The organism is Nocardiopsis sp. CNZ308, from assembly GCF_004217075.1.
Genome location: NZ_SHKJ01000001.1, coordinates 328,135 through 352,274, shown reverse-complemented (window position 1 = coordinate 352,274; position 24,140 = coordinate 328,135). Strand labels below are relative to the sequence as shown.

The window sequence follows — 24,140 nt, the reverse complement described above, 5'->3', positions numbered from 1 at the left end:
TCCGCCCCGCCGCGGACCGTGACTGCCGCCCGTCCTCCAAGCCGGGGACGTCGGCGGCGAGGCAACCAACCATGTCTGCACCGAACAATTCCTTCGACCCCGTCGAGGTGACCTCCCTGCACCCCGACGAGGTCGCCCGCATGCGCGAGGAGGCGCTGGCCGCCGTCGAGGCGGCCGCCGACCTCGCCGAACTCAAGGAGGTCCGGCTCGCGCACGCCTCGGACCGCTCCCCGCTGGCCCTGGCCAACCGGGAGATCGGCGCCCTCCCCCCCGCGGCCAAGGCCGACGCGGGAAAGCGCGTGGGCGGCGCCCGCCGCGACGTCGGCCAGGCACTCAAGGCCCGCCAGGCCGTCCTGGAGGCCGAGCGCGACGAGCGCGTGCTCATCGAGGAGCGCGTCGACGTCACCCTGCCCTGGGACCGGGCGCCGCGCGGCTCCCGCCACCCGCTGACCACCGTCGCCGAGCGCGTGGCCGACATCTTCGTCGGCATGGGCTTCGAGATCGCCGAGGGCCCCGAGGTCGAGGCCGAGTGGTTCAACTTCGACGCCCTCAACTTCAAGCCCGACCACCCCGCCCGCACCATGCAGGACACCTTCTTCGTGCAGGGTCCGGACGGGGGCGAGTCCGGGCTGGTCATGCGCACGCACACCTCGCCGGTGCAGATCCGCGCCCTGCTCTCGCGGGAGCTGCCGGTGTACGTGGTCGCGCCCGGCAAGACCTTCCGCACCGACGAGCTCGACGCCACCCACAGCCCCGTCTTCCACCAGCTGGAGGGCCTGGTCGTGGACCGGGGCGTCACCCTGGCCCACCTGCGCGGGGCCATCGACGCCTACGTCGAGGGCGTGTTCGGCGAGGGGCTGCGCACGCGCTTCCGCGCCTCCTACTTCCCCTTCACCGAGCCCTCCGCCGAGGTCGACATGGAGTGCTTCGTGTGCCGGGGCGCCTCGGTGGGCGACCCGGACGCGCCCTGCCGCACCTGCTCCAGCGAGGGCTGGATCGAGATCGGCGGCTGCGGCGTGGTCAACCCCCGCGTGCTCACCGCCGCGGGCGTGGACCCCGAGGTCTACACGGGCTGGGCCTTCGGCCTGGGAATCGAACGGACACTGATGTTCGCGCACGGGGTGCGCGACATGCACGACATGGTCGAGGGCGACATCCGCTTCACCTCGGCGTTCGGGAGTGAGAACTGATGCGCGTCCCCCTGAGCTGGCTGCGGGAGTACGTCGACCTTCCGGTCGGCACCACCGCCCGCGAACTCGCCGGCCGCCTCACGCTGGCGGGCCTGGAGGTCGAGACCGTCGACGAGCTCGGCTCCGACATCACCGGCCCCATCGTGTACGGCCGCGTGCTGGAGATCGAGGAGCTGACCGGGTTCAAGAAGCCCATCCGCTACTGCCGGGTGGACGTGGGCGGGGCCAACGGCACCGGAGAGCCGCAGGAGATCGTCTGCGGCGCCCGCAACTTCTCCGAGGGCGACCTGGTCGTGGTCTGCCTGCCCGGCGCCGAACTGCCCGGCGGCTTCCGGATCGGCGCCCGCAAGACCTACGGCCGCATGTCGGCGGGCATGATCTGCTCGGCCAGCGAGCTGGGCCTGTGGGAGGACCACAGCGGCATCATCGTGCTGCCCGAGGGCTTCGGCGCGGTGGGCGAGGACGCCATCGGGCCGCTCGGCCTGCGCGAGGACGTCCTGGACATCGCCGTCACGCCCGACCGCGGCTACGCGCTGTCCCTGCGCGGCGTGGCCCGCGACGCCGCCGCGCTGTACGGGGTGGGCTTCCACGACCCGGCCGACGTCGCCGTCGCCGAGTCCGGCGGCGAGGGACACCCCGCCGAGATCGACCCGGCCCTGTGCGACCGCTACGTCCTGCGCGGCGCCACCGGGTTCGACCCCGACGCGCCCAGCCCGCTGTGGATGAAGCGCCGCCTGCACCAGTGCGGCGTGCGCCCCGTCTCCCTGGCCGTCGACGTCACCAACTACGTGATGCTCGAACTCGGTCAGCCGCTGCACGCCTGGGACCGCGCCCAACTGCGGGGCGCCCTGCGGGTGCGCGCCGCCGAGGCGGGGGAGAAGCTGGAGACCCTGGACCACGTCCAGCGCTCCCTGGACACCGACGACATCGTCATCGCCGACGACAGCGGCCCGGTCAACATCGCCGGGGTCATGGGCGGCCTGACCACGGAGATCTCCCTGACCAGCACCGAGGTGCTGGTCGAGGCCGCGCACTTCGACGCGATGCACATCGCCCGCGCCTCGCGGCGCCACCAGCTGTCCTCGGAGTCCTCCCGCCGCTTCGAGCGGGGCGTGGACTCGGCCGTGCAGCTGGCCGCCGCCACCCGCGCGGTCGAACTGCTCGCGGAGCTGGGCGGCGCCACCGTCGAGGCCGCCTACACCCACCTGGACCGCACCGCCGCGCGCGAGCCGGTCACGGTACGGGCCTCCCACGCGGGCGCCGTCGCCGGTGTGGACTACCCCGAGGGCACCACGCAGCGCTGGCTGCGCGCCGTCGGCTGCGAGGTGGAGGCCGACGGGGACCTGCTGAGGGTCGTTCCGCCCAGCTGGCGACCCGACATCACCGACCCCAACGACCTCGCCGAGGAGGTCATCCGCTTCGAGGGCTACGAGAACATCCCCTCGATCCGCCCGCGCGCCTCGGGCCGCGGCCTGACCGCGAGCCAGCGCCTGCGCCGCGCGGTCGGCCGCGCCCTGGCCGGGACCGGCTTCCACGAGGTGCTGAACTACCCCTTCGTCGGTGAACGCGACCTCGACGGCCTCCAGCTGGCGGCCGACGACGACCGCCGCGTCGCCCTGCGCCTGGCCAACCCGCTCAACGAGGGCGAGCCGCTGCTGCGCACCACGCTGCTGCCGGGGCTGTTCAAGGCGCTGGCCCGCAACACGGGCCGCGGGTTCACCGACGTGGCCCTGTACGAGACGGGCCTGGTCTACCGGCCCAGGCCCGGTGCCCCCCGCGCGCCCATGCTCGCGGTGGACCGCGGGCCCGACGCCGAGGAGCTGGCCCGGATCGAGGCGGCCCTGCCGGACCAGCCGCGCCGGGTGGGCGCGGTGATCTCCGGCCACGCCGAACGCGCCGGATGGTGGGGCCCGGGCCGGGAGGCCGGATGGGCCGACGCGATCCAGACCGCGCGCGACCTCGCCCGCGTGGCGGGGGTCGAGCTGGAGGTCGAGGCCGACCAGCACGCCCCGTGGCACCCGGGCCGCTGCGCCGCGCTGTACGTGCGCGTGGACGGCGAGCGCCTGCTCGTGGGCCACGCCGGAGAGCTGCACCCGCGCACCGTCCAGGCCTTCGGGCTGCCCGAGCGCACGGCCGCGGTGGAGGTCGAACTCGACCGGATCGAGCGGGCCCGCACCCCGGTCACCGCGCCGGAGATCTCCACGTACCCGGTGGCCACGCAGGACGTGGCCCTGGTCGTGGACTCCTCGGTGCCGGTCGGGCGGGTCAGCGCCGCGCTGGCCGAGGGCGCCGGTGAACTGCTGGAGAGCGTGCGCCTGTTCGACGTCTACACCGGCGACCAGGTCGGCGAGGGCAGCAAGTCGGTGGCCTTCGCCCTGCGCTTCCGGGCCGCCGACCGGACGCTGACGGCGGAGGAGGCCGGAGCGGCCCGCGACGCGGCCGTCGCCCTGGCGACCGAGCGCACGGGGGCCGTCCTGCGCGGCTGACGCGGAAGGGCTGTTCCGCGCGGCCGAGGCGCGGGTGTTTGGGCCAGGGCGGGGCCGGTCACTTCCCGAGTACGGGGGTGGTCGGCCCCGCCCTCGTGTGTACGCGGGGCCGCGCGTCGCGTGTGGCGCGGAGGTCGCACACCGTCACGCCACGCCAGCCGTGTCGGTGAAAGCTCCGGCGGCGGGCCCGGATTCCAGATTGTTTTTCGGCGAGTTTTTCCAGCCCAGCAAGGGTTTTGGCGCCGACCCCCGAGGGTAGCCGGCATGAAGTTTGTGTTTCGGGGCATGGATCTTCGTTTTGGCTCTTGCTGTGAGGCGGGTCCCACGCTTAGCCTGCAAGCACCTGCCACCAACGGGCGCCCGTGTGCAGGCTGGATCAACCTGAGTTTTCCACTGCGCTCTCGCGCATGACACGGCTCGGAGGTCGCCATATGACCGAAACGGTTGTCTCGTCCGCACTCACTCCCACGCAACAGCGGGAGCCCAGCCGCCTCTGGCACACCTTCTGCGATATGAACACGGTGGTCAGGGGTCCGGAGTTCATGGTGGCCCGCGCCGAGGGCGTGTGGCTCTGGGACAGCTCCGGCGACCGTTACCTGGACGGTACGGCCAGCCTCTGGTACTGCAACGTCGGCCACGGCCGTACCGAGATCGCGGACGCGGTCCACCGCCAAATCAGCACCCTGGACGCCTACACGGTCTACGGGGACTTCGCCAACGGGCCCGCCGTGGAACTGTGCGAACGCCTGGCCTCGCACGCCCCGGTGGCCGACCCGCGGGTGATCCTGACCTGCGGGGGAGGGGAGTCCATCGACACGGCCGCCAAGCTGGCGCGGCGGTACTGGGCGGTGACCGGCCAGCCCGGGCGCACCCACCTGATCAGCCGGACCGGCGGTTACCACGGTCTGCACGGGTTCGGCACGAGCATCTCGGGCATGGACCGGTTCCGCAGCGGCTACGGCAGGCTGGTCGAGGACACCTCCGTGGTGCCCCACGACTCGGCCGAGGCCCTGGAGGCCGAGATCCTCAGGGTCGGCCCCGAGCGGGTCGCGGCCTTCTTCGCCGAGCCGGTGGTCGGCGCGGGCGGGGTCTTCCTGCCGGAGGAGAACTACTTCGCCGAGGTGTCGCGGATCTGCCACAAGTACGGCGTGCTGTTCGTCGTGGACAGCGTCATCTGCGGTTTCGCCCGGCTGGGGAACTGGTTCGGCATCGAGCGCTTCGGTGTCGACCCGGACATGATCGTCTTCGCCAAGGGCGTCTCCAGCGGGTACCTGCCGCTGGGCGGCGTCGTGGTCAGCGGACGCGTGGCCGACCCCTTCTACAACGGCGAGGGCAACCCGTTCCTGCACGGGACCACCTACGCCGGGCACCCGACGGCGTGCGCGGCGGCGATGGCCAACCTGGACATCCTGGAGCGCGAGGACCTGTTCACGGTGTCGCTGGAGATCGAGCGCCAGCTGGACGGCGCCCTGCGCGGTCTGGCCGACCACCCGATGGTGGCGGAGGTCCGCTCGGGCCTGGGCGTCATGGGCGCGGTGGAACTCACCGAGGAGGCACTGAACGGCCGGGGGATCACCACCCAGGAGGTGTTCGCCGAGGCGCGGGCCCGCGGCGTGATCGTACGGCCGATCCCGACGGCGCTGCTCGTCTCGCCGCCGCTCATCATCACCTGGGAGCAGATCGACCACATGGTGTCCACCCTGGCGGCCGCGCTGGACGCGGTCGCGGCCCGGCACTGACCACGGGGCCCCGCCGTGTCCCCGGCGGGGCCCCGTGGAGGAAACCCCGTTACGCGACCTCCCTCCTCCGTCCCTTCCCACAGCCGCCTTCCCGACCCGGTGCGCGACTCCGCGCGCCGGGTGTGACGTGTTCGGGACGAATCCACTGGGCGAAACGTTCCGCGTCGAGTAAAATTTACTGGGAAGATATTTCTTGTGGGTGGGATGCGCGTCGGCGTCCGCCCCGGGGAGGGACAGGGAGCGGACATGACCACAGAGCCGATCGAGGCCGCGGGCAGCGCGAGCGGGGCGGGTGACGCGGGCGGCGCGACGAGCGACGACGACCTCATCACCGCATGGGGGCTGGTCCACGAGGCCATGAACGTCGTCGAGCCCAAGCTCCTGGGCGGCATCACCCCGGACGGCAAGGACATGGCCGGGCCGTGGTTCGAGGTGCTCATACGCCTCCAGCGCACCCCCGGCCACCGCTTGCCCATGAGCCGCCTGGCCCGTGAGGTCAGCCTGAGCACGGGCGGGTTCACCAAGCTCGCGGACCGCCTGGAGCGCGAGGGCTACCTGGCGCGGGAGAACTGCTCCTCGGACCGCCGGGTCGTCTACGCCGTCCTCACCGACAGCGGCCTGGACTTCATCGGCCAGGCGCGCACCAGACACGTCGAGCGGCTGCGCGAACACGTCCTGGGCCCGCTCGGCGAGGACGGGGTGCGCCAGCTCGCCGCCATCGCGCGTACGCTCCGTGACAGCTCCTGCTGCTGACGGCGCGTTCGCCTCGGAACTCTCGGTAGCCGAATCCACGCCCCGCCGGTGCCCCACCGGACCCGAAGGCGGGGAGGGCATCCCACCGGCCGCCGTTCCCGTGTAGGTTGGCGGAAGTTCGTGGGTCCCGCGGGGTGGACCGTGAGCGCACAGTTTTTCGGGGGGAAACATGGGACTGTTCACCACTGCCGCGCAGATGAGAGCGATTCCACGGTCCTCGCGCTTCGCCAACGGAGGCGTCTCCTTCTGGTTCCGCGAGACCGGGCTCCCCGAGCGCCGCGCACCCCTGCCCGGCACCGCTGACTACGACGTCTGCGTGGTCGGAGCCGGGTACACGGGCCTGTGGACCGCCTACTACCTCAAGAAGGAGCAGCCGGACCTGCGCGTGGCGGTGGTCGAACGTGAGTTCGCCGGGTTCGGCGCCTCGGGCCGCAACGGAGGGTGGCTGTCCGCGGAGTTCGCGGGCTCCCGCGAGCGTTACGCGCAGTCACACGGCAAGGCCGCGATGGTCGCCCTGCAACGGGCGATGATGGACACCGTCACCGAGGTGGCCTCGGTCGCCGAGGCCGAGGGCGTCGACGCCGACGTCGTCCGCGGCGGCATGCGCCTGGTGGCCACCAACGCCGCACAGCGCCAGCGCCTGGCCGAGGACATCGAGTACCTCCAGGAATGGGGCTACTGGCCCGACGACATCCACCTGCTCGACGGTGAGCACGAGCCCCGGCTGTCGGTGTCCGGGGCCGTCGCCTGCGCCTACTCGCCGCACGCCGCCCGCGTGCAGCCCGCCAAACTGGTCACGGGGCTGGCCCGGGTGGTGGAGGACCTGGGCGTGGCCCTCTTCGAGGGCACCGAGGTGGAGGAGATCCGCCCCCGCCAGGGCGCGTCCCGCCCGGCGGTCGTCACCGGGCACGGCACCGTCTACGCCGACCACGTCGTGCGCGCCACCGAGGGCTTCACCTCCACCCTGCGCGGCCAGCGCCGCGACTGGCAGCCGGTGAACTCCTCGATGATCGTCACCGAGCCCGTTCCCGCCGAACTGTGGGAGAAGATCGGCTGGGAGGGCCGGGAGCTGCTGGGCGACACCGCCCACTCCCACGTCTACGCCCAGCGCACGGCCGACGACCGCATCGCGATCGGCGGGCGCGGCGTCCCGCACCGCTTCGGCTCGGCCCAGGAGGAGGAGGGCGCCACCCAGCCGCAGGCCATCGCCGAACTGTGGCGGGCGCTCACCCGCATGTTCCCCGACGTGGCCGACGTGCCGGTCGAGCACGCCTGGTCCGGTGTGCTGGGGGTGCCGCGCGACTGGCGCCCCACGGTGCACCTGGACGCCGAGACCGGCCTGGGCTGGGCGGGCGGCTACGCGGGCAGCGGCGTGGCCGCCAGCAACCTGGCCGGGCGTACCCTGCGCGACCTGGTCCTGCGCCGCGAGACCGACCTGACCCGTCTGCCGTGGGTGGGCCACCGCGACCGCGGCTGGGAGCCCGAGCCCCTGCGCTGGGTGGGCACGCAGGTCATCCACGGGCTGTACCGGAGCGCCGACCGCCGCGAGTCGCGGACCGAGGACAGGGCGCACACCTCGCGTCTGGCCGGGATCGCCACCCGTATCTCGGGCCGCTGACGCGGGGGATCGGCGCGGCGAGGTCGTACGCCGGTCCCCGAGGGCCTTCCCGCCAGCCAGGTCTCTGCGGGTGCCTGGCTGAGGCCGCCCGAAAAGGGGCACTCCCCGGGACAGGGGGATCCGTACGCGCACGGACGCGTGGTGACGGCCGCCGGAGCGCTCTCCCCCGGCCCGGGAGGCGTTCCGAGCACACCGATCGGCCGCCATGAGACCCCGCGCACAGTGGTGGGGGCCTCGGCGAATCTGGTTGCATACATTTGCATGTGAGTGCATGATAGTTCAGTCGAACTGATCAGGGGGCACCACCATGGGACACACAGCGGCCATCGCCGGAGCCAGCGGCTACGCGGGAGGCGAGCTGCTGCGCCTGCTCCTGGGACACCCCGAGATCTCGATCGGCGCGGTCACCGCCGGAGGCAACGCCGGCACCCCCCTCATCCAGCACCAGCCGCACCTGCTGCCGCTGGCCGACCGGATCCTGGCGCCCACCACCGTCGAGGAGCTGCGCGGCCACGACGTCGTCTACCTGGCCCTCCCGCACGGCCAGTCCGCCGACATCGCCCAGCAGCTCGGCGACGACACCCTCGTGGTCGACTGCGGCGCCGACTTCCGCCTCAACGACGCCGCCGCCTGGGAACGCTTCTACGGCACCCCGCACGCCGGGACCTGGCCCTATGGTCTCCCCGAACTCCCCGGACAGCGCGAGCGGCTCACCGGCGCCCGCCGCGTCGCCGTCCCCGGCTGCCACGTCACCGTCGCCACGCTGGCCCTCTTCCCGGGGCTGGCCGAACAGCTCGTCGAGCCCGACCTGACCGTCGTCGCCGTCACCGGCACCTCCGGCGCGGGCAAGGCGCCCAAGCCCAACCTCGTCGGCAGCGAGGTCATGGGCGCGCTCAGCCCCTACGGGGTCGGCGGCACCCACCGGCACAACCCCGAGATCGTCCAGAACCTCACCGCGGTCACCGGCGAGCCGGTCAGGCTCTCCTTCACCCCGGTTCTGGCCCCGCTGCCCCGCGGCATCCTGGCCACCTGCACCGCGCCCCTGAAGCAGGGCGTCACCGCCGAGCGGGTCCGCGCGGCCTACCAGACCGCCTACGCCGACGAGCCCTTCGTCCACCTGCTCCCCGAGGGCACCTGGCCCAGCACCGCCATGACGCTCGCCGCCAACACCACCCTCGTGCAGGTCACCGTCGACCCCGACGCGGGCCGCATGGTCGCCGTCGCCGCCCTGGACAACCTCACCAAGGGCACCGCGGGCGGCGCCGTCCAGAGCACCAACCTCGCCCTCGGCCTGCCCGAGGACACCGGCCTCCCGCTCGCGGCGGTCGCCCCGTGAGCGTCACCGCGCCCCGGGGCTTCCGGGCGGCCGGGGTCGCCGCCGGGCTCAGGGACGGCGGCGCCCGGGACGTCGCCGTGGTCGTCAACGACGGCCCCTCCCGTGCCGCCGGAGCCGTCTTCACCGCCGCCGAGGACAGGGCCGCCCCCGTCCTGTGGTCCCAGCAGGTCCTCCTCGGCGAGCGCGTGCGCGCCGCCGTCATCGACTCCGGCGGGGGCGACGCGGGCTTCCAGGAGGTCCACGCCGCCGCCGAGCACACCGCGGACCTGCTCGACGACTCCGCCGCCGAGGTCGTGCTCTGCTCCGCCGGGCCCGTGGGCGGGCGCACCGGTCCCGACGCCCTGCTCCGGGGCGTCACCGCCGCCCTGGCCCAGGCCTCGCGCGGCGGCGGACTGGACGCCGCGGACGCGATCCGCACCACCGACACCGTCGCCAAGATCGCCTTCCGGCGCGGCGACGGCTACACCGTCGGCGCCATGGCCAAGGGCCCGGACGCCTCCCTGTCCACCGCGCTGTGCGTGCTCACCACCGACGCCGACGTCACCGCCGACCAGTGCCGGCGCCTGCTCGCCGACGCCGTCGCGGCCTCCCTCGCCCCCCTGACCGCCGCCAACGACACCGTGCTGCTCATGGCCAGCGGAGCCAGCGGCACGTCCCCCCGCGAGGACGACCTCGCCGCACTGCTCACCGAAGTGCTGGCCGAGCTGGCCACCCAGCTGCGCGCCGACACCCCCGCCACCGACCACGACCGGGCCCAGAACTCATGATCGCGCGCTCACCCCACACCACCGACGACCCGGCCAGGGCCCGCGCCCTGGACAAGGCGGCCCATCTCATCGAGGCGCTGCCCTGGCTCTCCCGCTTCCACGGCCGCACCGTCGTGGTCAAGTACGGCGGCAACGCCATGATCAGCGAGGAGCTGCGGGCCCGCTTCGCCGAGTCCGTCGTCTTCCTGCGCTACGCGGGCCTGCGCCCCGTCGTCGTGCACGGCGGCGGCCCCCAGATCAGCGCCCAGCTCGAACGCGCCGGAGTGGAGTCCACCTTCACCGCCGGGCTGCGCGTGACCACCGACGAGGCCATGGACATCGTCCGCATGGTCCTCACCGGCCAGGTCAACCGCGAGATCGTCGGCCTGGTCAACCAGCACGGCCCCTTCGCCGTCGGCATGTCCGGCGAGGACGCCAACCTGCTGTCCGCCGTGCGCAAGACCGTCGAGGTGGACGGAGAGACCGTCGACATCGGCCGCGTCGGCGAGATCACCGGGGTCGACCCCGGAGCCGTCGCCGCGCTCCTGGACGACGGCCGCATCCCCGTGGTCTCCAGCGTCGCCCGCGCCGACGACGGCGGCGTCTACAACGTCAACGCCGACACCGCCGCCTCCGCCCTCGCGGTGGCCCTGGGCGCCAGCAAGCTCATCGTGCTCACCGACGTCGAGGGCCTGTTCTCCGACTACCCCAGCAACACCGAGCTGATCAGCCGGCTGAACGCCGACGAGCTGCGCGCGCTGCTGCCCTCCCTGTCCTCGGGAATGCTCCCCAAGATGGAGGCCTGCCTGAACGCCGTGGAGGGCGGCGTCCCCCAGGCCCACATCATCGACGGCCGCGTGCCCCACTCCCTGCTCCTGGAGGTCTTCACCGACCAGGGCGTGGGCACCATGGTCGCCGACGAGGAACTGGAGGCCGCCCTGCTCGCGGGCAACGACCACACTCCGCGCCCCTGGCGCGGCAACCACACCACCGTCACCAACGCAGGAGGCGCACAGTGACCAACGGTTCCCACCTGCGCGAGCGCTTCGCCGCCTCGCTCATGCCCACCTACGGCGTCCCGCCCATCGCCCTCACCCTCGGGCGCGGCTGCGAGGTCTACGACGCCGACGGCCGCCAGTACCTCGACCTCATCGCCGGGATCGCCGTCTCCAGCCTCGGACACGGGCACCCCGCACTGGTCAAGGCGGTCGCCCACCAGGCGGCCACGCTCGCCCACACCAGCAACCTGTTCGTCCACGAACGCGAGGTCCAACTCGCCGAGCGCCTGATCGGCCTCGTGGGCGGCGACGCCAAGGTCTTCTTCACCAACTCCGGCACCGAGGCCAACGAGGCCGCGCTCAAGCTGGTCAAGCGCGCCGCAGGGCCCGGCCGCCACTACTTCGTCGCCGCGTCCCACGGCTTCCACGGCCGCACCTCCGGCGCCCTCGCCCTCACCGGCAAGGAGGCCATCCGCGAGCCCTTCGGCCCCTTCGGCATGGACGTGCGCTTCGTGCCCCACGGCGACCTGGACGCCCTCGCCGACGCCGTCGACGAGCACTGCGTCGCGGTGTTCACCGAACCCACCCAGGGCGAGGCCGGGGTCGTCCCCGCCCCCGAGGGATACCTCGCCGGGGTCCGGCGGATCTGCGACGACACCGGCGCCGCCTTCGTCCTCGACGAGATCCAGAGCGGCATCGGCCGCACCGGCCTCTGGTTCGCCCACCAGGCCGAGGACGTGCGCCCCGACGTGCTCACCCTCGCCAAGGGCCTGGGCGGCGGCCTGCCCATCGGCGCCTGCGTCGGCTTCGGCCGCTACGCCGACGCCTTCGCCAAGGGCGACCACGGCTCCACCTTCGGCGGCAACCCGGTGGCCTGCGCGGCGGCCCTCGCCGTCCTCGACACCATCGAGAGCGAGAACCTGCTCGCCCACACCGCCGTCATGGGCGACCTGCTCGCCGAGCAGCTCGACACCATCGACCACCCCCTGCTGGCCGGACAGCGCGGCAGCGGACTGTGGCGGGCCCTGGAGCTCACCGCGCCGCACGCCGCCCACGTGCAGGAACAGGCGGCCGTCCGCGGCTTCCTCGTCAACGCCGTGGCGCCGCACGCGATCCGGATCGCCCCGCCCCTGGTCATCACACCCGAACAGATCGGCCTGTTCATCGAGGCGCTGCCCACCATCCTGGACGCAGCCGAGGCCGCAGCGACGAAGGAGCAGCAGTAGCCGTGACCCGCCACTTCCTGCGCGACGACGACCTGACCCCGGACGAACAGGCCCGGGTCCTCGACCTCGCCGACGACATGAAGAAGGACCGCTTCGGCCACCGGCCGCTCGCCGGTCCGCGCACCGTCGCCCTGCTCTTCGACAAGCCCTCCACCCGGACCCGGCTGTCCTTCGCCGTGGGCGTGGCCGACCTGGGCGGCAGCGCCCTGGTCCTGGACACCGCGAGCACCCAGATGGGCCGCGGCGAGCCCCTGGAGGACACCGCCCGCGTCCTGGAACGCCAGGTCGCCGCCGTCGTGTGGCGCACCTTCGCCCAGAGCGACCTGGAGACCCTGGCCGCCCACATCTCCGTCCCGGTGGTCAACTCCCTCACCGACGAGTTCCACCCCTGCCAGATCCTGGCCGACCTGCAGACCGTCCGCGAGCACAAGGGCGACCTGGCCGGGCTCACCCTCGCCTACCTGGGCGACGGCGCCAACAACATGGCCCACTCCTACCTGCTCGGCGGCGCCACCGCCGGACTCCACGTGCGCGTCGGCGCACCCGAGGGACACCAGCCCGACCCCGCGGTGGTCGCGCGCGCCGCCGAGATCGCCGCCACCACCGGCGGGTCGGTCACGGTCACCGCCGACGCCCGCGAGGCAGCCCGGGGGGCCGACGTCCTGGCCACCGACACCTGGGTGTCCATGGGCCAGGAGGACGAGGCCGCCGACCGCGAGGCGCCCTTCCGCCCCTACGCGATCGACGCCGACCTGCTCGCCACCGCCCACCCCGAGGCGATCGTCCTGCACTGCCTGCCCGCCTACCGCGGCAAGGAGGTCTCCGCCGAGGTCATCGACGGGCCGCAGAGCGTGGTCTGGGACGAGGCCGAGAACCGCCGCCACGCCCAGAAGGCCCTGCTCGCCTTCCTGCTGGAGGCCAGCGACAACCCCGGAGCCGTCCGCCCATGACGGCGGAGAACGGCGGCACGGCGCCGATGACCAAGGCGGCCAGACACGCCCGGATCACCGACGTCCTCACCCGAGAGGACGTCAGGTCCCAGGGCGAGCTGGCCAGGCGCCTGTCCGAGGCGGGCGTCCAGGTCACCCAGGCCACCCTCTCCCGGGACCTGGACGAACTGGGCGCCGTCAAGCTCCGCACCGCCGACGGGCACCTGGTCTACGTACTGCCGGGGGAGGGGGGCGAACGCCTCCAGCGCACCCGCCCCGACAGTCTGGGCCTGGAGCAGGTCTCCGGCGCGCGCCTGACCCGGCTCGCCGAGGACCTGCTGGTCTCGGCCGAGGCCTCCGCCAACATGGTCATCGTCCGCACCCCGCCCGGCGCGGCCCAGTACCTGGCCTCGGCCATCGACCACACCGACTTCCACGCCATCCTGGGCACCATCGCGGGGGACGACACCATCCTGGTCATCTCCCGCGACCCCCAGGGCGGCGAGGACCTGGCCGCCGCCCTCCTGCGACTGGCCGACCGCAGACCGTAACCTCGTACGAGGACGTCCCGGACCCCCGCCGGAACCGCCGGGCCCCGCGACCGCGCACGTAGCACCCGGGCGGACGCGGGGCCCCGGCCCCGCACCGCCGCACCACACGTCAAGGAGAGACCACCATGGCCGACCAGCCCGAGGCGCTGCGCCTGTGGGGAGGCCGTTTCGAGGGCGGCCCCGACCAGGCCCTGGCGCGCCTGTCGCTGAGCACCCACTTCGACTGGCGCCTGGCCCGCCACGACATCGCCGGTTCGCGCGCCCACGCCCGCGCCCTGCACCGGGCGGGCCTGCTCACCGCCGACGAGCTGGACCGCATGATCGAGGGCCTGGACCGGCTGGAGGCCGACGTGGCCTCCGGGGCGTTCACCCCCGTCCTGGAGGACGAGGACGTGCACACCGCCCTGGAGCGCGGCTTCATCGAGCGGGTCGGCACCGAACTGGGCGGACGGCTGCGCGCCGGGCGCTCCCGCAACGACCAGATCGCCACCCTCGTGCGCATGTACCTGCGCGAGGAGGCCCGGCAGATCGCCGACCGGATCCTGGACCTGGTGCGGGCCCTGGCCGACCAGGCCGCGGCCCACCCGGACGCCGCCATGCCCGGCCGCACCCACCTCCAGCACGCCCAGCCCGTGCTGCTCGCCCACCAGCTCATGGCGCACGCCTGGCCCCTGGTGCGCGACGTCGAGCGGCTGCGCGACTGGGACCGCCGCGCCGCGGTGTCCGCCTACGGCTCCGGCGCGCTGGCCGGGTCCTCCCTGGGACTGGACCCCCGCGCGGTCGCCGCCGAGCTGGGCTTCCCCGACTCGGTGGACAACTCCATCGACGGCACCGCCGCCCGCGACGTCGTCGCCGAGTTCGCCTTCGTCACCGCCATGATCGGCGTGGACCTGTCCCGGCTCTCGGAGGAGGTCATCCTGTGGGCGACGAAGGAGTTCTCCTTCGTCACGCTCGACGACGCCTTCTCCACCGGCTCCTCGATCATGCCCCAGAAGAAGAACCCCGACGTCGCCGAACTCGCCCGCGGCAAGGCCGGGCGCCTCGTCGGTGACCTCACCGGGCTGCTCACCACCCTCAAGGGGCTCCCGCTGGCCTACAACCGGGACCTGCAGGAGGACAAGGAACCGGTCTTCGACGCGGTGGACACCCTCCACCTGCTGCTGCCCGCGATGACCGGCATGGTCGCCACCCTCACCTTCCACACCGACCGGATGGCCGAACTCGCCCCGCAGGGCTTCTCCCTGGCCACCGACATCGCCGAGTGGCTGGTGCGCGAGCGCGTGCCCTTCCGGGAGGCGCACGAGATCGCGGGCGCCTGCGTGCGCGTGTGCGAGGAGCGGGGCATCGACCTGCCCGACCTCGGCGACGACGACCTCGCCGCCGTCTCCGAGCACCTGACCCCGGCCGTGCGCGAGGTCCTCAGCGTGTCCGGCTCGCTGGCCTCGCGCTCCGACAAGGGCGGCACCGCCCCCGTGCGCGTGGCCGAGCAGCTGGAGAAGCTGCGCTCGGTCGTCGAGGAGCACCGCAAGGCCTTCACCGCCTGAGCCCCGCCGAAGCCGCGTACGGGCGCGCCGACCCCACCGGGGCCGGCGCGCCCGTACGCGTTCGCGGGGTCCCCTCCGGCGACCGCGTCCACGGTCCCCGCGCCCACGTCACACCCATTTTGGAATTCGCCCGGCACCCGCCGTGAGAGTGCGGTAGCGTCCTGAGTCTGCGGGCACCAGGCGTGGTCTGCCCTGTGCGAACCGTGACGAACCCCTCGGTGCACGGCACTTCCGGCGCATCCGCGCGTCGTGCGGTGCGACCCACGTCCGGCAGGCGCCCGCGACCAGTCCGTGGGAGGAACGCAATGGGGAACACGGGAGGCACCGGCCGCAGCGCCATCAGGGCTCAGATCAACAGGATCGTACTGATCCCCAGCATCACCTTCCTGGCGCTGTTCGTCGTCCTCAGCACGGCCACACTCGTCCAGGCCGTGTCGCTGCGCTCCTCGGTCGGCGACGGCCGCGCCGGGATCCGGCTCGCCGCGGCGCTCACCCTCCTCCAGGAGGAGCGCCGCCTGAGCGCCGCCTACCTCGCCGATCCCGCCGAGGACGGCCGCGCCGCCCTGTCCGACGCGGCCTCGCGCACCGACGAGGCGCTCGTCCCCGTCCACGACCTGCGCGGCACCATCGGCGACCGGGACGACCCGGCCACCGAACCCCTCGCCGAGGACTTCTTCACCTCCCTGACCGAGGTCACGGAACTGCGTGCCCAGAACCTCGCCGAGCCCGGTCCACCCGAGGACGCCCTCACCGTCTACACCACCGCGATCGGACAGGGCATCCGCCTCTACGCCGGCACCGCCCGCTCCCTCGACAACGGGCCCGCCACCGCCGAGGCCGCCGCCGTCACCGACCTGATGTGGGCCCAGGAGAGCTTCAGCCGGGCCGACGCCCTCATCGCGTCCGTGCTCGCCGAGGACTCCCTCGACCCCTTCCAGCAGGCACAGGTCACCGCGCTCACCGCCGACGCCCGCCACCGCGTCGACATGGCCCCTCCCGGCCCCGCCGCCGACGACGGCGAGCCCCCCGCCCTGACCGTCCTCGCCGGGAGCCGCCCCTGGCAGGACGCCCTGGCCATCGCGGACACCCTCGCCACCCACGAGGCCCCGGTCATCGTGGACGCCCTCAGCGGCGAGCAGACCCGCGACCCGACGCCGCCCGCGGGGCTCGGGGGCTGGCGCGAGGCCGCCGACCAGGTCAACGCCGAACTGGCCGACATCACCGCCACGCGCGCCGCCGCCGTCGTCACCGCCACCGAGCAGGCCAGCTCCTGGATGCTCACCCTCGCCCTGGGCGGCAGCATCACCTCCCTGTTCGCGGGCACTCTCGCCTACGGTGTGGCCGCCCGCTCCGCCGGACGCCTCACCCACCGGCTCGCCCAGCTGCGCGCCGACACCCTGGGCAGCGCGCGCAGCGACCTGCCCCGCATCGTGCGCCGCCTGGAGTCGGGGGAGCAGGTCGACCTCGACACCGAGATGAAGCAGCTCGACCACGGCGACGACGAGGTCGGACAGGTCGCCGACGCCTTCAACATCGCCCAGCGCACCGCCGTCGCCGCCGCCGTCAAACAGGCCGACATCCGCGCGGGCGTCAACCGGGTCTTCCTCGGCATCGCCCACCGCCACCAGTCCCTCCTCCAGCGCCAGCTCCAGCTGCTGGACCGCGTCGAGCGCGAGGAGGAGGACCCCGACCTGCTGGAAAGCCTCTTCCAGCTCGACCACCTCGCCACCCGGGGCCGCCGCCACGCCGAGAACCTCATCATCCTGGGCGGCGCCCAGCCCGGCCGCCGCTGGCGCCACCCCGTCCCGCTCGTGGACATCCTGCGCGGCGCGATCTCCGAGACCGAGGAGTACACCAGGGTCCGACTGACCTCCGTCCCCGACCTGTCGCTGTCCGGCGCCGCGGTGGCCGACGTCATCCACATGCTCGCCGAGCTGGTCGAGAACGCCACCGCCTACTCGCCGCCGCACACCCAGGTCACCATCGCCACCGAGTCCGTGCCCAAGGGCGTGGCCGTGGAGATCGAGGACCGTGGCCTGGGCATGACCGAGGAGGTCCTGACCAGCTCCAACCGCACCCTCAGCGAGGCTCCCGAGTTCGACGTCATGACCTCAGGCGGGGACTCGCGCCTGGGCCTGTTCGTCGTCGCCCGCCTCGCCGCCAAGCACGACATCCGGGTGCAGCTGCGGCACTCGCCCTACGGCGGTACCCGGGCCGTGGTGCTCGTCCCCGGAGCCCTGGTCGCCTCCTCCTCCAGCGCCCCGGAACGGCCACGCGCGGCCATCCGCCAGGGCGCCCACTCGGTACTGCGTGAGCCGTCGGGGCAGCACGGCGACGCGCTCACCACGCAGGACGCCCCCCACCGGAGCCGGCCGCTCCTGCGTCCGGTCCCCCGCGACGGCGACGGCGCGCTCCCGGCCCGGGGCACGCCCCTGCTGCGCCGGGTACCGGCGCCCGTGCCCGACTCCGAGGCCGCGGACACCGCCCCCGGGGCCGAACCCGGATCCGGCCGGGTCGGCGCCGCACCCGGCCGTCCCGGACTTCCCCGGCGCAGGCGCCAGGCCAGCCTCGCCCCCCAGCTCAGAGCCGCGGACCCGCCCGAGTGGGACGAAGCCGACCCCCCGGGCTCCTCACGGCGCACCCCCGAACAGGCGCGGCGGATGATGGACGCCTTCAGCGCCGGGACCCGGCGCGGCCGGGCCGCGGACATCGGGGCCGACGCCGACGAACGCGAACACAGCAGTGACGGTCAGGTCGGTGCGAGCGCCGACGATCACACGGGAGAAAGCGACTGACATGGTGGGCAAGAGCAAGGCCGCTGACAATCTGGACTGGCTCCTGGACGACCTGGTCGACCGCGTCGTCGGCGCCGAGAACGCGATCGTGCTGTCGGCCGACGGACTGCTGCTCGGAGGCTCGCGGGGGCTGGCCCCCGAGGACGCCGAGCACCTGTCGGCCCTGGCGTCGGCGTTCCAGAGCCTGGCGCGCGGGACGGGCCGGCACTTCGGCGGCGGCGACGTCCGCCAGACCGTGGTGGAGATGGAGCACTCCTACCTCTTCGTCACCGCCGCGGGCGCCGGAGCGTGCCTGGCGGTGCTGGCCACCGAGGACGCCGACGTCGGGCTGGTCGCCTACGAGATGAACCTGCGGGTCAAGCGGGTGGGCCAGTTCCTCACCGCCGCGCCGCGCCGGCCGGACCACCTCACCGTCACCGGGAGCGCCGGTTCATGAGCACGCCCGGAGAGCGGCGCGGAGCGCCGCCGGCCGTGCCCTCGGCCCCGGACGAGGCGGCGCAGCCGCTGTCCGGCCGCCGGGCACTGGCCTGGTACAGGGGCCGGGGGCACCCGACGTCGGAGGGGCCCTCGGCGGGTGTCGTGCTCGGCGACGCCCCCTCGGGACAGCTCGTGCGCCCGTACACCATGACCGGGGGCCGCACCCGGCCCCGCACCGGTCCGCGCCTGGACCTGGTCACCATCGTCGTCGCCGCCGCGGACCGCGGGGACCGGGAGGGAGAGCCCGAACAGCAGGCCATCCTGAGCCTGTGCCGCAGACCCATATCGGTGGCCGAGATCTCCGCCCGGCTCGACATCCCCCTGACCGTCGTCAGGGTGCTCCTGGGAGACCTCCTCGCCGACGGCGACGTGCGCACCCGGGCGCCCATGACCCAGCTTCCCGAGAAGAAAGTACTTCAGGCGGTACTCGATGGCATCCGCAGACTCTGACACCAGGCCGCAGGAAGCGATCCCCCAGGCGGTCAAGATCATCGTCGCGGGGGGATTCGGCGCGGGCAAGACCACACTGGTCGGCTCCGTCAGTGAGATCACCCCGCTCAGCACGGAGGAGGTGATGACCGAGGCCAGCTACGGCGTGGACGATCTCGGGGGAGTGGAGGACAAGACCACCACCACGGTCGCCCTGGACTTCGGCCGCATCACCATCAACCCCGACATCGTCCTGTACCTGTTCGGCACCCCCGGACAGGACAGGTTCTGGTTCATGTGGAACGAGCTCTCCCAGGGGGCGCTGGGCGCGGTCGTGCTGGCCGACACCCGCCGCCTGAACACCTGTTTCCACGCCGTGGACTTCTTCGAGCGCCGCGGGCTGCCCTTCGTGGTCGCGGTGAACCGCTTCGAGGGCTCCACCGTCTACCGCGACGAGGAGGTCCGCGAGGCGCTGGACATCTCCGCCGAGGTGCCGGTCATCATGGCCGACGCCCGCGAGCGCGCGTCCTGCAAGGAGGTGCTGGTGGAGCTGGTCACCCACGTGATCCAGGGCCGGAGCCCCGTCATGAGCGGGTGAGACGTGCGGGTCGCCGACCCGGACAATCCCTGCGGATTCGATCCGGTATACGTTCGGAGGACACGCCCATGCAACAAGGTGCCGAACGCTACAATGTCGCGGCAGTGACCACCGGCCCCACCGGGCACCCCATCCGCCTCTCATCTGAATCCTGGTATGCGAAACTCTGACCGACTTCCCCCACGCGAACTGCCCAAGCGGCGCTCCGGCCGCCACCGCAACCCGCTGTCCTTCGACAACTGGTTCGGCACCCCCGCCCTGATCATGGCGGTCCCGGGCACGGCCGACCGGGCCAGGGGCGCCGACGGTGAGTCGATCGGTGCCCGGATGGCCGACCTCGTGCGCGCCTACCGCCCCGAGGTCACCATCCGCTACGGCCACACCGAGGGCGACGAACAGAGCCTCACCGAGGCCCTCACCGACCTCAAGGACGACCAGGGCAGCCCCCTGTCCGCCGTCGTCGTCCCGCTGGTCACCGCACCGCACGCGGGCACGTCCGCGGCGATCGAGGAGGCCGTCGCCCGAACGGGCGCCGAAGCGCGCGTCACCGAGGGCCTGGGGCCGCACCCCATGCTCGCCGAGGTGCTGCACCTGCGGCTGGCCGAGTCCGGATACGTGCGCGCGGACCGCATGCGCCTGATCAGCGTCGTCGCCCGTGACACCACCATGGCGGACGGCATCATCGTCGGAGCCGTGGGCGGCGAGGCCGCGGCCGGGGCCGCGGGGGTGAGCGCCGTACTGCTCGCCGCGCGCCTGGGCCTGACCGTGCTGCCCGCCGACCTGGAGAACGAGGCCGCGGTCGAGCAGGTCGTGGGCCAGCTGCGCCAGGGCGGCTGCAGGCGCCCGGTGATCGCGCCCAGCGCCCTGGGGCCGGAGCTGCCCCGCGAGGAGCTGGAGGCGCTCGCCGCGCGCTTCGGCGCCAGACTCGGCGCGCCCCTGGGCGCGGACAGCCTGCTGGGCAAGATCGCCGCCCTGCGCTACGCCGAGGTCCTCAACTCCCTGGGCGTGGAGCAGCCGCCCACGGTCGAGGAGCTGCCCGCCCCGGTGGGGTCCCGGCACCGCCCGGAGTCCTGACCGCGCGCGGCCGCGACGAACGCAGCCTCCCCGACAGCGCCCCGAGGGCGCGACACGCCGTACCCCGGCACACGAGGGTGTGCCTCCCGGGGGCCGTCCGCACAGCGGGCGGCCCCCGTTGAGTGCGCCCGGCGCCCGGACCTGCGGTTTCTCGACCCGGGAGCGGCCGTTAACACATCCGGGGGAGAGAAGCGCACCAAGAAAAGGCAACTGATAGTGATCGTTTGACAGCATAAAGCAAGGATTCTTCGATAGCCTCGGCTTGACCGAAAGCCGCCGGGGCGCCCTCTCGCCGCCCGGCAACCGCACAGGCCGGAGGGGGCCATGCGCAGAACCCGCGACAACGCGCCCACGATCCGGAGACAGCTCACCCGCATCGTGCTGATCCCGAGCCTGTGCTTCCTCGCGCTCTGGCTCGTCGTGGCCGCCATCGGTACCATCCGCGCCGTCCAGTTCATGGGAGCCGTCGTCCAGGCGCGCGAGGGGACACAGGTCTTCTCCGCCGCGGCGGACGAGGTGCGGGCCGAACGCCGCCTCTCCCTGGTCCACCTGGGCCGCTTCGAGAGCACCGGAACCCGCGACGACGAGGTCGGCGCCGCCCTCGACGAGCAGCGCGAGGACACCGACACCGCCATGGCCGAGGCCGTCGCGTTCGCCGAGCGACTGCGCGGAACCCGCGACGACGAGGTCGAACGCAGCGCGACCGGCCTGGTGGACAGCGCCGGGATCCTCGACGAGGTCCGCGCGGACGTGGACGCGCACGACGTCGGGCAGGAGGAGACCATCCTGCGCTACGACGAGGTCCTGGCGGGCACCACCGGCGCCATCACCGCGCTCGTGCACACCACCGACGGCGGGGAGAACCTCACCGACGCCGTCCTGACCAGCGAGCTCATGGGCGCCTCTTCCGCCTACTCCACCGCCGACGCGCTGCTCGCGGGAGCCATCGCCCGGGGCGAGATGAGCTACGAGGAGACGGCGCACTTCACCTACCTCACCGCCGCCTACCGCGACACCCTGGAGCCGGCCAGCGCCGCCATGCACCCGAGCGTGGCCGCGCGCTACGAGGAGCTGGTGTCCCTGCCCGCCTGGTCCCGGGCGGAGGAGCTGAGCCGTCGGGTGGTCACCCGCCAGCCGCTCGCCGAACCGGCCGAACCCGGGCAGGGGGCCACGGGCTCGGGCTGGAACGCCGACGTCGACATCAGGGCGCAGGCGTGGGACGACTCCTCCGCCGAGGCCGCCCTGGCGCTACAGGACCTGGCCGGGCTCCAGGCCCGGCGCACCGTCGACCTGGCCTGGAGCGCCGCGCTGCTGCGCGTCTTCCTGGGCGTGGCGGCGGCCGCGCTCACCCTGGCGGGCGGCGCGGTGGCCATCGCCGTGGTCGGCCGCTCCTCGCGCCGCCTCACCGATCGCCTGACCCACCTGCGCGAACAGATCCTGGACCGCGACGGCGACCTGCCCGACATCGTCGACCGCGCCCAGCGCGGCGAGAAGGTCGACGTCCAGGAGGAGCTGCCGCCGCTGGACGAGTGGGGGAACGACGAGATCGGCCAGGTCGCCGAGGCCTTCGACGCCGCCCAGCTCACCGCCGTGGAGTCGGCCGTGCTCCAGGCCGAGATCCGTCGGGGGGCCAACCGCGCCTTCCTGGGCATCGCCTTCCGCAACCAGGCCCTGGTCCAGCGCCAGCTCCGCCTGCTCGACGAGATCGAGTACCACGAACAGGACCCCGAGGCGCTGCGCCGCCTGTTCCGCCTGGACCACCTGGCCACCCGCGCGCGCCGCTACTCCGACAACCTCATCATCCTCGGCGGGGGGCAGTCGGCCCGCCGCTGGCGCCAGCCCCGCCCGCTCGTGGACGTGCTGCGCGCAGCCATCGCCGAGACCGAGGACTTCGAACGCGTCCGCCTGACCTCGGCGCCCCGCGTGCTCATGCACGGGCAGGTGGTCGCCGACGTGGTGCACCTGCTCGCCGAGCTGGTCGAGAACGCCACGCAGTTCTCCCCGGCGGGAACGCCCGTGGACGTCGGCTGCACCCCGGCCGCGGAGGGGCTGGTGGTGGAGATCGAGGACCGGGGCCTGGGCATGTCCGAGCGCGGCTACGCGGAGGCCGAGCGCACGCTCACCCAGCCCCCCGAGTTCGACGTGATGGCCCTGCCCGAGGACCCCCGGCTGGGCCTGTTCGTGGTGTCCCGCCTGGCGGGGCGGCACGGGGTCCGGGTCTGGCTGCGGCCCTCGCCCTACGGTGGCACCCGGGCGACCGTGCTCATCCCCGCCTCGCTGCTGGAGCCGGTCGACAACCTCGTGACGGTCGCGGGCACGCCCACGGGCCGCCCGGCGGCGAACGGACGGGAGGCCCGCGTTCCGGCCGGGTGGGGGGCGCCCCCCGCGAGGGCCGCCCTCACCACGCGCGGTCACGGCGCGGGCGGCGCGGACGGCACCGTCCAGGGCCGGACCGGCCCGCAGGCTCCCGTCACACCTTCGGGGCAGACAGGTCCGCAGCTCTTCGTGCCGGGGCCGGACCGGACCGGTCCGCAGGTCCCCGTGCCGCCTTCCGGGCAGACCGGCCCGCAGCCCTTCTCCCCGCAGCCGGACCGGACCGGTCCGCAGGTCCCCGTGCCGCCTCTCGGGCAGAGCGGCCCGCAGCCCTCGGTGCCGCGGCCGGACCGGGTCGAACCGCGGATCCCCGTGCGCGCGGGCCAGACCGGTCCGCAGCCCTCCGGGGTCCCCGCCGGGCAGACCGGAGCGCAGGTCCCCGTGCCGCCTTCCGGGCAGACCGGCCCGCAGCCCTCGGTGCCGCGGCCGGACCGGGCCGAACCGCGGGTCCCTGCGCCGCCTTCCGGGCAGAGTGGTCCACAGCCCCTGGCGCAGCAGTACCGGACCGGTCCGCAGGTCCCCGTGCCGCCTCTCGGGCAGAGCGGCCCGCAGCCCTTCTCCCCGCAGCCGGACCGGACCGGCCCGCACGGCGCCGTCCTCGCGCACACCGGACCGCAGAGGTCCGTGCCCGCCTCCGGCGGTCCCGGCGGCACCGCTCCGCCGGGGGAGACGGGGGAGCACCTCCTCCCCGGCCCGCACGGCCACCCGCCCGCACGGCAAACCGTCCCCGGACCGTGGCACGACGGCGCGTTGCACGCACCCGCCCCCACACAGCAGAGGGGGAACGGTGAGAGCTGACGGCAGCCCCGGTCACAGAGCGGCCGCGCACGCCCGCGGAACCCGCCCCGACCCGCCCCCGTCGTCCCCGTCCCTCCCCGGCCCCGAGGAGGAACCCGGCCAGGAGCGCTTCCTGCGCCCCTTCGCCGTGGCCGCGGGCGATCCCGACGCCGACGCCTTCGGCGTCCCCCGTTGCGGCCCGGACGAGCCCGACCTGCTCAGCCTCGTCGTCGCCGCCCGCGTCCCGGGCCGCCACGAGCTGCTGCGGCCCGAACGCGAGGCCCTGCTCCGCCACGCCCTGCGCGCGCGTAGCGTCGTCGAGCTCGCCGCCGAGGTGCGCCTGCCGGTCGGCCAGGTCAGGGCCATCGTCTCCGACATGGTCGCCGACGGCTCGCTCCAGCGCTGCGGCCCCTCACGCCCGCTGGGCCGGGAGGACCTGCTGCACGCCGTCCTCGTCGGTCTGCGCTCGCTGTGACCGGTCCGCCCGCCTCCCGCCCGGAC

Annotated in this window: 19 protein-coding genes; all 19 read left to right on the top strand. The window is 73.8% G+C overall.

Features of this window, described 5'->3' with window-relative positions:
* The first annotated feature begins 71 nt into the window (after positions 1-71).
* Positions 72-1,190 carry a phenylalanine--tRNA ligase subunit alpha gene (pheS, locus tag EV372_RS01490; RefSeq protein WP_071622441.1) on the top strand — a complete coding sequence of 373 codons (1,119 nt, stop codon included), beginning with the start codon at positions 72-74 and terminating at the stop codon, positions 1,188-1,190.
* Positions 1,190-3,676 carry a phenylalanine--tRNA ligase subunit beta gene (gene pheT, locus EV372_RS01485; protein WP_130394509.1) on the top strand — a complete coding sequence of 829 codons (2,487 nt, stop codon included), beginning with the start codon at positions 1,190-1,192 and terminating at the stop codon, positions 3,674-3,676. Before pheS ends, pheT begins: the two co-directional genes overlap by 1 nt.
* A 512-nt stretch (positions 3,677-4,188) precedes the next feature.
* Positions 4,189-5,415 carry an aminotransferase family protein gene (locus EV372_RS01480; RefSeq protein WP_130394507.1) on the top strand — a complete coding sequence of 409 codons (1,227 nt, stop codon included), beginning with the start codon at positions 4,189-4,191 and terminating at the stop codon, positions 5,413-5,415.
* Positions 5,416-5,661: 246 nt separating this feature from the next.
* On the top strand, positions 5,662-6,168 hold the full coding sequence (locus tag EV372_RS01475) for a MarR family winged helix-turn-helix transcriptional regulator (RefSeq protein WP_130394505.1): 507 nt from the start codon (positions 5,662-5,664) through the stop codon (positions 6,166-6,168).
* 196 nt (positions 6,169-6,364) lie between these two features.
* Entirely contained in the window at positions 6,365-7,786 is a 1,422-nt protein-coding gene (locus EV372_RS01470) for an NAD(P)/FAD-dependent oxidoreductase (RefSeq protein ID WP_130394503.1), read from the top strand.
* 307 nt (positions 7,787-8,093) lie between these two features.
* Positions 8,094-9,122: an N-acetyl-gamma-glutamyl-phosphate reductase gene (argC, locus tag EV372_RS01465; RefSeq protein WP_130394501.1), complete on the top strand. Its 1,029-nt coding sequence runs from the start codon at positions 8,094-8,096 to the stop codon at positions 9,120-9,122.
* Positions 9,119-9,889, top strand: coding sequence for a bifunctional ornithine acetyltransferase/N-acetylglutamate synthase (locus tag EV372_RS01460; protein ID WP_130394499.1), 771 nt, complete (start codon positions 9,119-9,121; stop codon positions 9,887-9,889). The genes argC and EV372_RS01460 overlap by 4 nt, the downstream gene beginning before the upstream one ends.
* The gene (argB, locus tag EV372_RS01455; RefSeq protein ID WP_130394497.1) at positions 9,886-10,887 is read left to right on the top strand and encodes an acetylglutamate kinase; all 1,002 of its coding nucleotides are present in this window, start codon (positions 9,886-9,888) and stop codon (positions 10,885-10,887) included. The genes EV372_RS01460 and argB overlap by 4 nt, the downstream gene beginning before the upstream one ends.
* Positions 10,884-12,092, top strand: coding sequence for an acetylornithine transaminase (locus tag EV372_RS01450; protein WP_013154075.1), 1,209 nt, complete (start codon positions 10,884-10,886; stop codon positions 12,090-12,092). The genes argB and EV372_RS01450 overlap by 4 nt, the downstream gene beginning before the upstream one ends.
* A gap of 2 nt (positions 12,093-12,094) precedes the next feature.
* The gene (argF, locus tag EV372_RS01445; RefSeq protein WP_013154074.1) at positions 12,095-13,042 is read left to right on the top strand and encodes an ornithine carbamoyltransferase; all 948 of its coding nucleotides are present in this window, start codon (positions 12,095-12,097) and stop codon (positions 13,040-13,042) included.
* A complete protein-coding gene (locus tag EV372_RS01440) occupies positions 13,039-13,572 on the top strand; it encodes an arginine repressor (RefSeq protein WP_013154073.1) in 534 nt (177 codons plus the stop codon). The genes argF and EV372_RS01440 overlap by 4 nt, the downstream gene beginning before the upstream one ends.
* A gap of 125 nt (positions 13,573-13,697) precedes the next feature.
* Positions 13,698-15,116 (top strand): argininosuccinate lyase, encoded by a 1,419-nt coding sequence (gene argH / locus EV372_RS01435; protein WP_130394495.1) that lies wholly within the window; start codon positions 13,698-13,700, stop codon positions 15,114-15,116.
* Positions 15,117-15,421: 305 nt separating this feature from the next.
* On the top strand, positions 15,422-17,911 hold the full coding sequence (locus tag EV372_RS01430) for an ATP-binding protein (RefSeq protein ID WP_130394493.1): 2,490 nt from the start codon (positions 15,422-15,424) through the stop codon (positions 17,909-17,911).
* Between the two features lies 1 nt (position 17,912).
* A complete protein-coding gene (locus EV372_RS01425) occupies positions 17,913-18,347 on the top strand; it encodes a roadblock/LC7 domain-containing protein (RefSeq protein WP_013154070.1) in 435 nt (144 codons plus the stop codon).
* Positions 18,344-18,838 carry a DUF742 domain-containing protein gene (locus EV372_RS01420; RefSeq protein ID WP_197044346.1) on the top strand — a complete coding sequence of 165 codons (495 nt, stop codon included), beginning with the start codon at positions 18,344-18,346 and terminating at the stop codon, positions 18,836-18,838. Before EV372_RS01425 ends, EV372_RS01420 begins: the two co-directional genes overlap by 4 nt.
* Positions 18,819-19,415 (top strand): GTP-binding protein, encoded by a 597-nt coding sequence (locus tag EV372_RS01415; RefSeq protein WP_130394491.1) that lies wholly within the window; start codon positions 18,819-18,821, stop codon positions 19,413-19,415. Before EV372_RS01420 ends, EV372_RS01415 begins: the two co-directional genes overlap by 20 nt.
* A 156-nt stretch (positions 19,416-19,571) precedes the next feature.
* A complete protein-coding gene (locus EV372_RS01410) occupies positions 19,572-20,489 on the top strand; it encodes a sirohydrochlorin chelatase (protein ID WP_013154066.1) in 918 nt (305 codons plus the stop codon).
* 324 nt (positions 20,490-20,813) lie between these two features.
* Positions 20,814-23,660 (top strand): nitrate- and nitrite sensing domain-containing protein, encoded by a 2,847-nt coding sequence (locus EV372_RS01405; RefSeq protein WP_130394489.1) that lies wholly within the window; start codon positions 20,814-20,816, stop codon positions 23,658-23,660.
* Positions 23,650-24,114, top strand: coding sequence for a DUF742 domain-containing protein (locus EV372_RS01400; RefSeq protein ID WP_130394487.1), 465 nt, complete (start codon positions 23,650-23,652; stop codon positions 24,112-24,114). Before EV372_RS01405 ends, EV372_RS01400 begins: the two co-directional genes overlap by 11 nt.
* Positions 24,115-24,140: the final 26 nt, after the last annotated feature.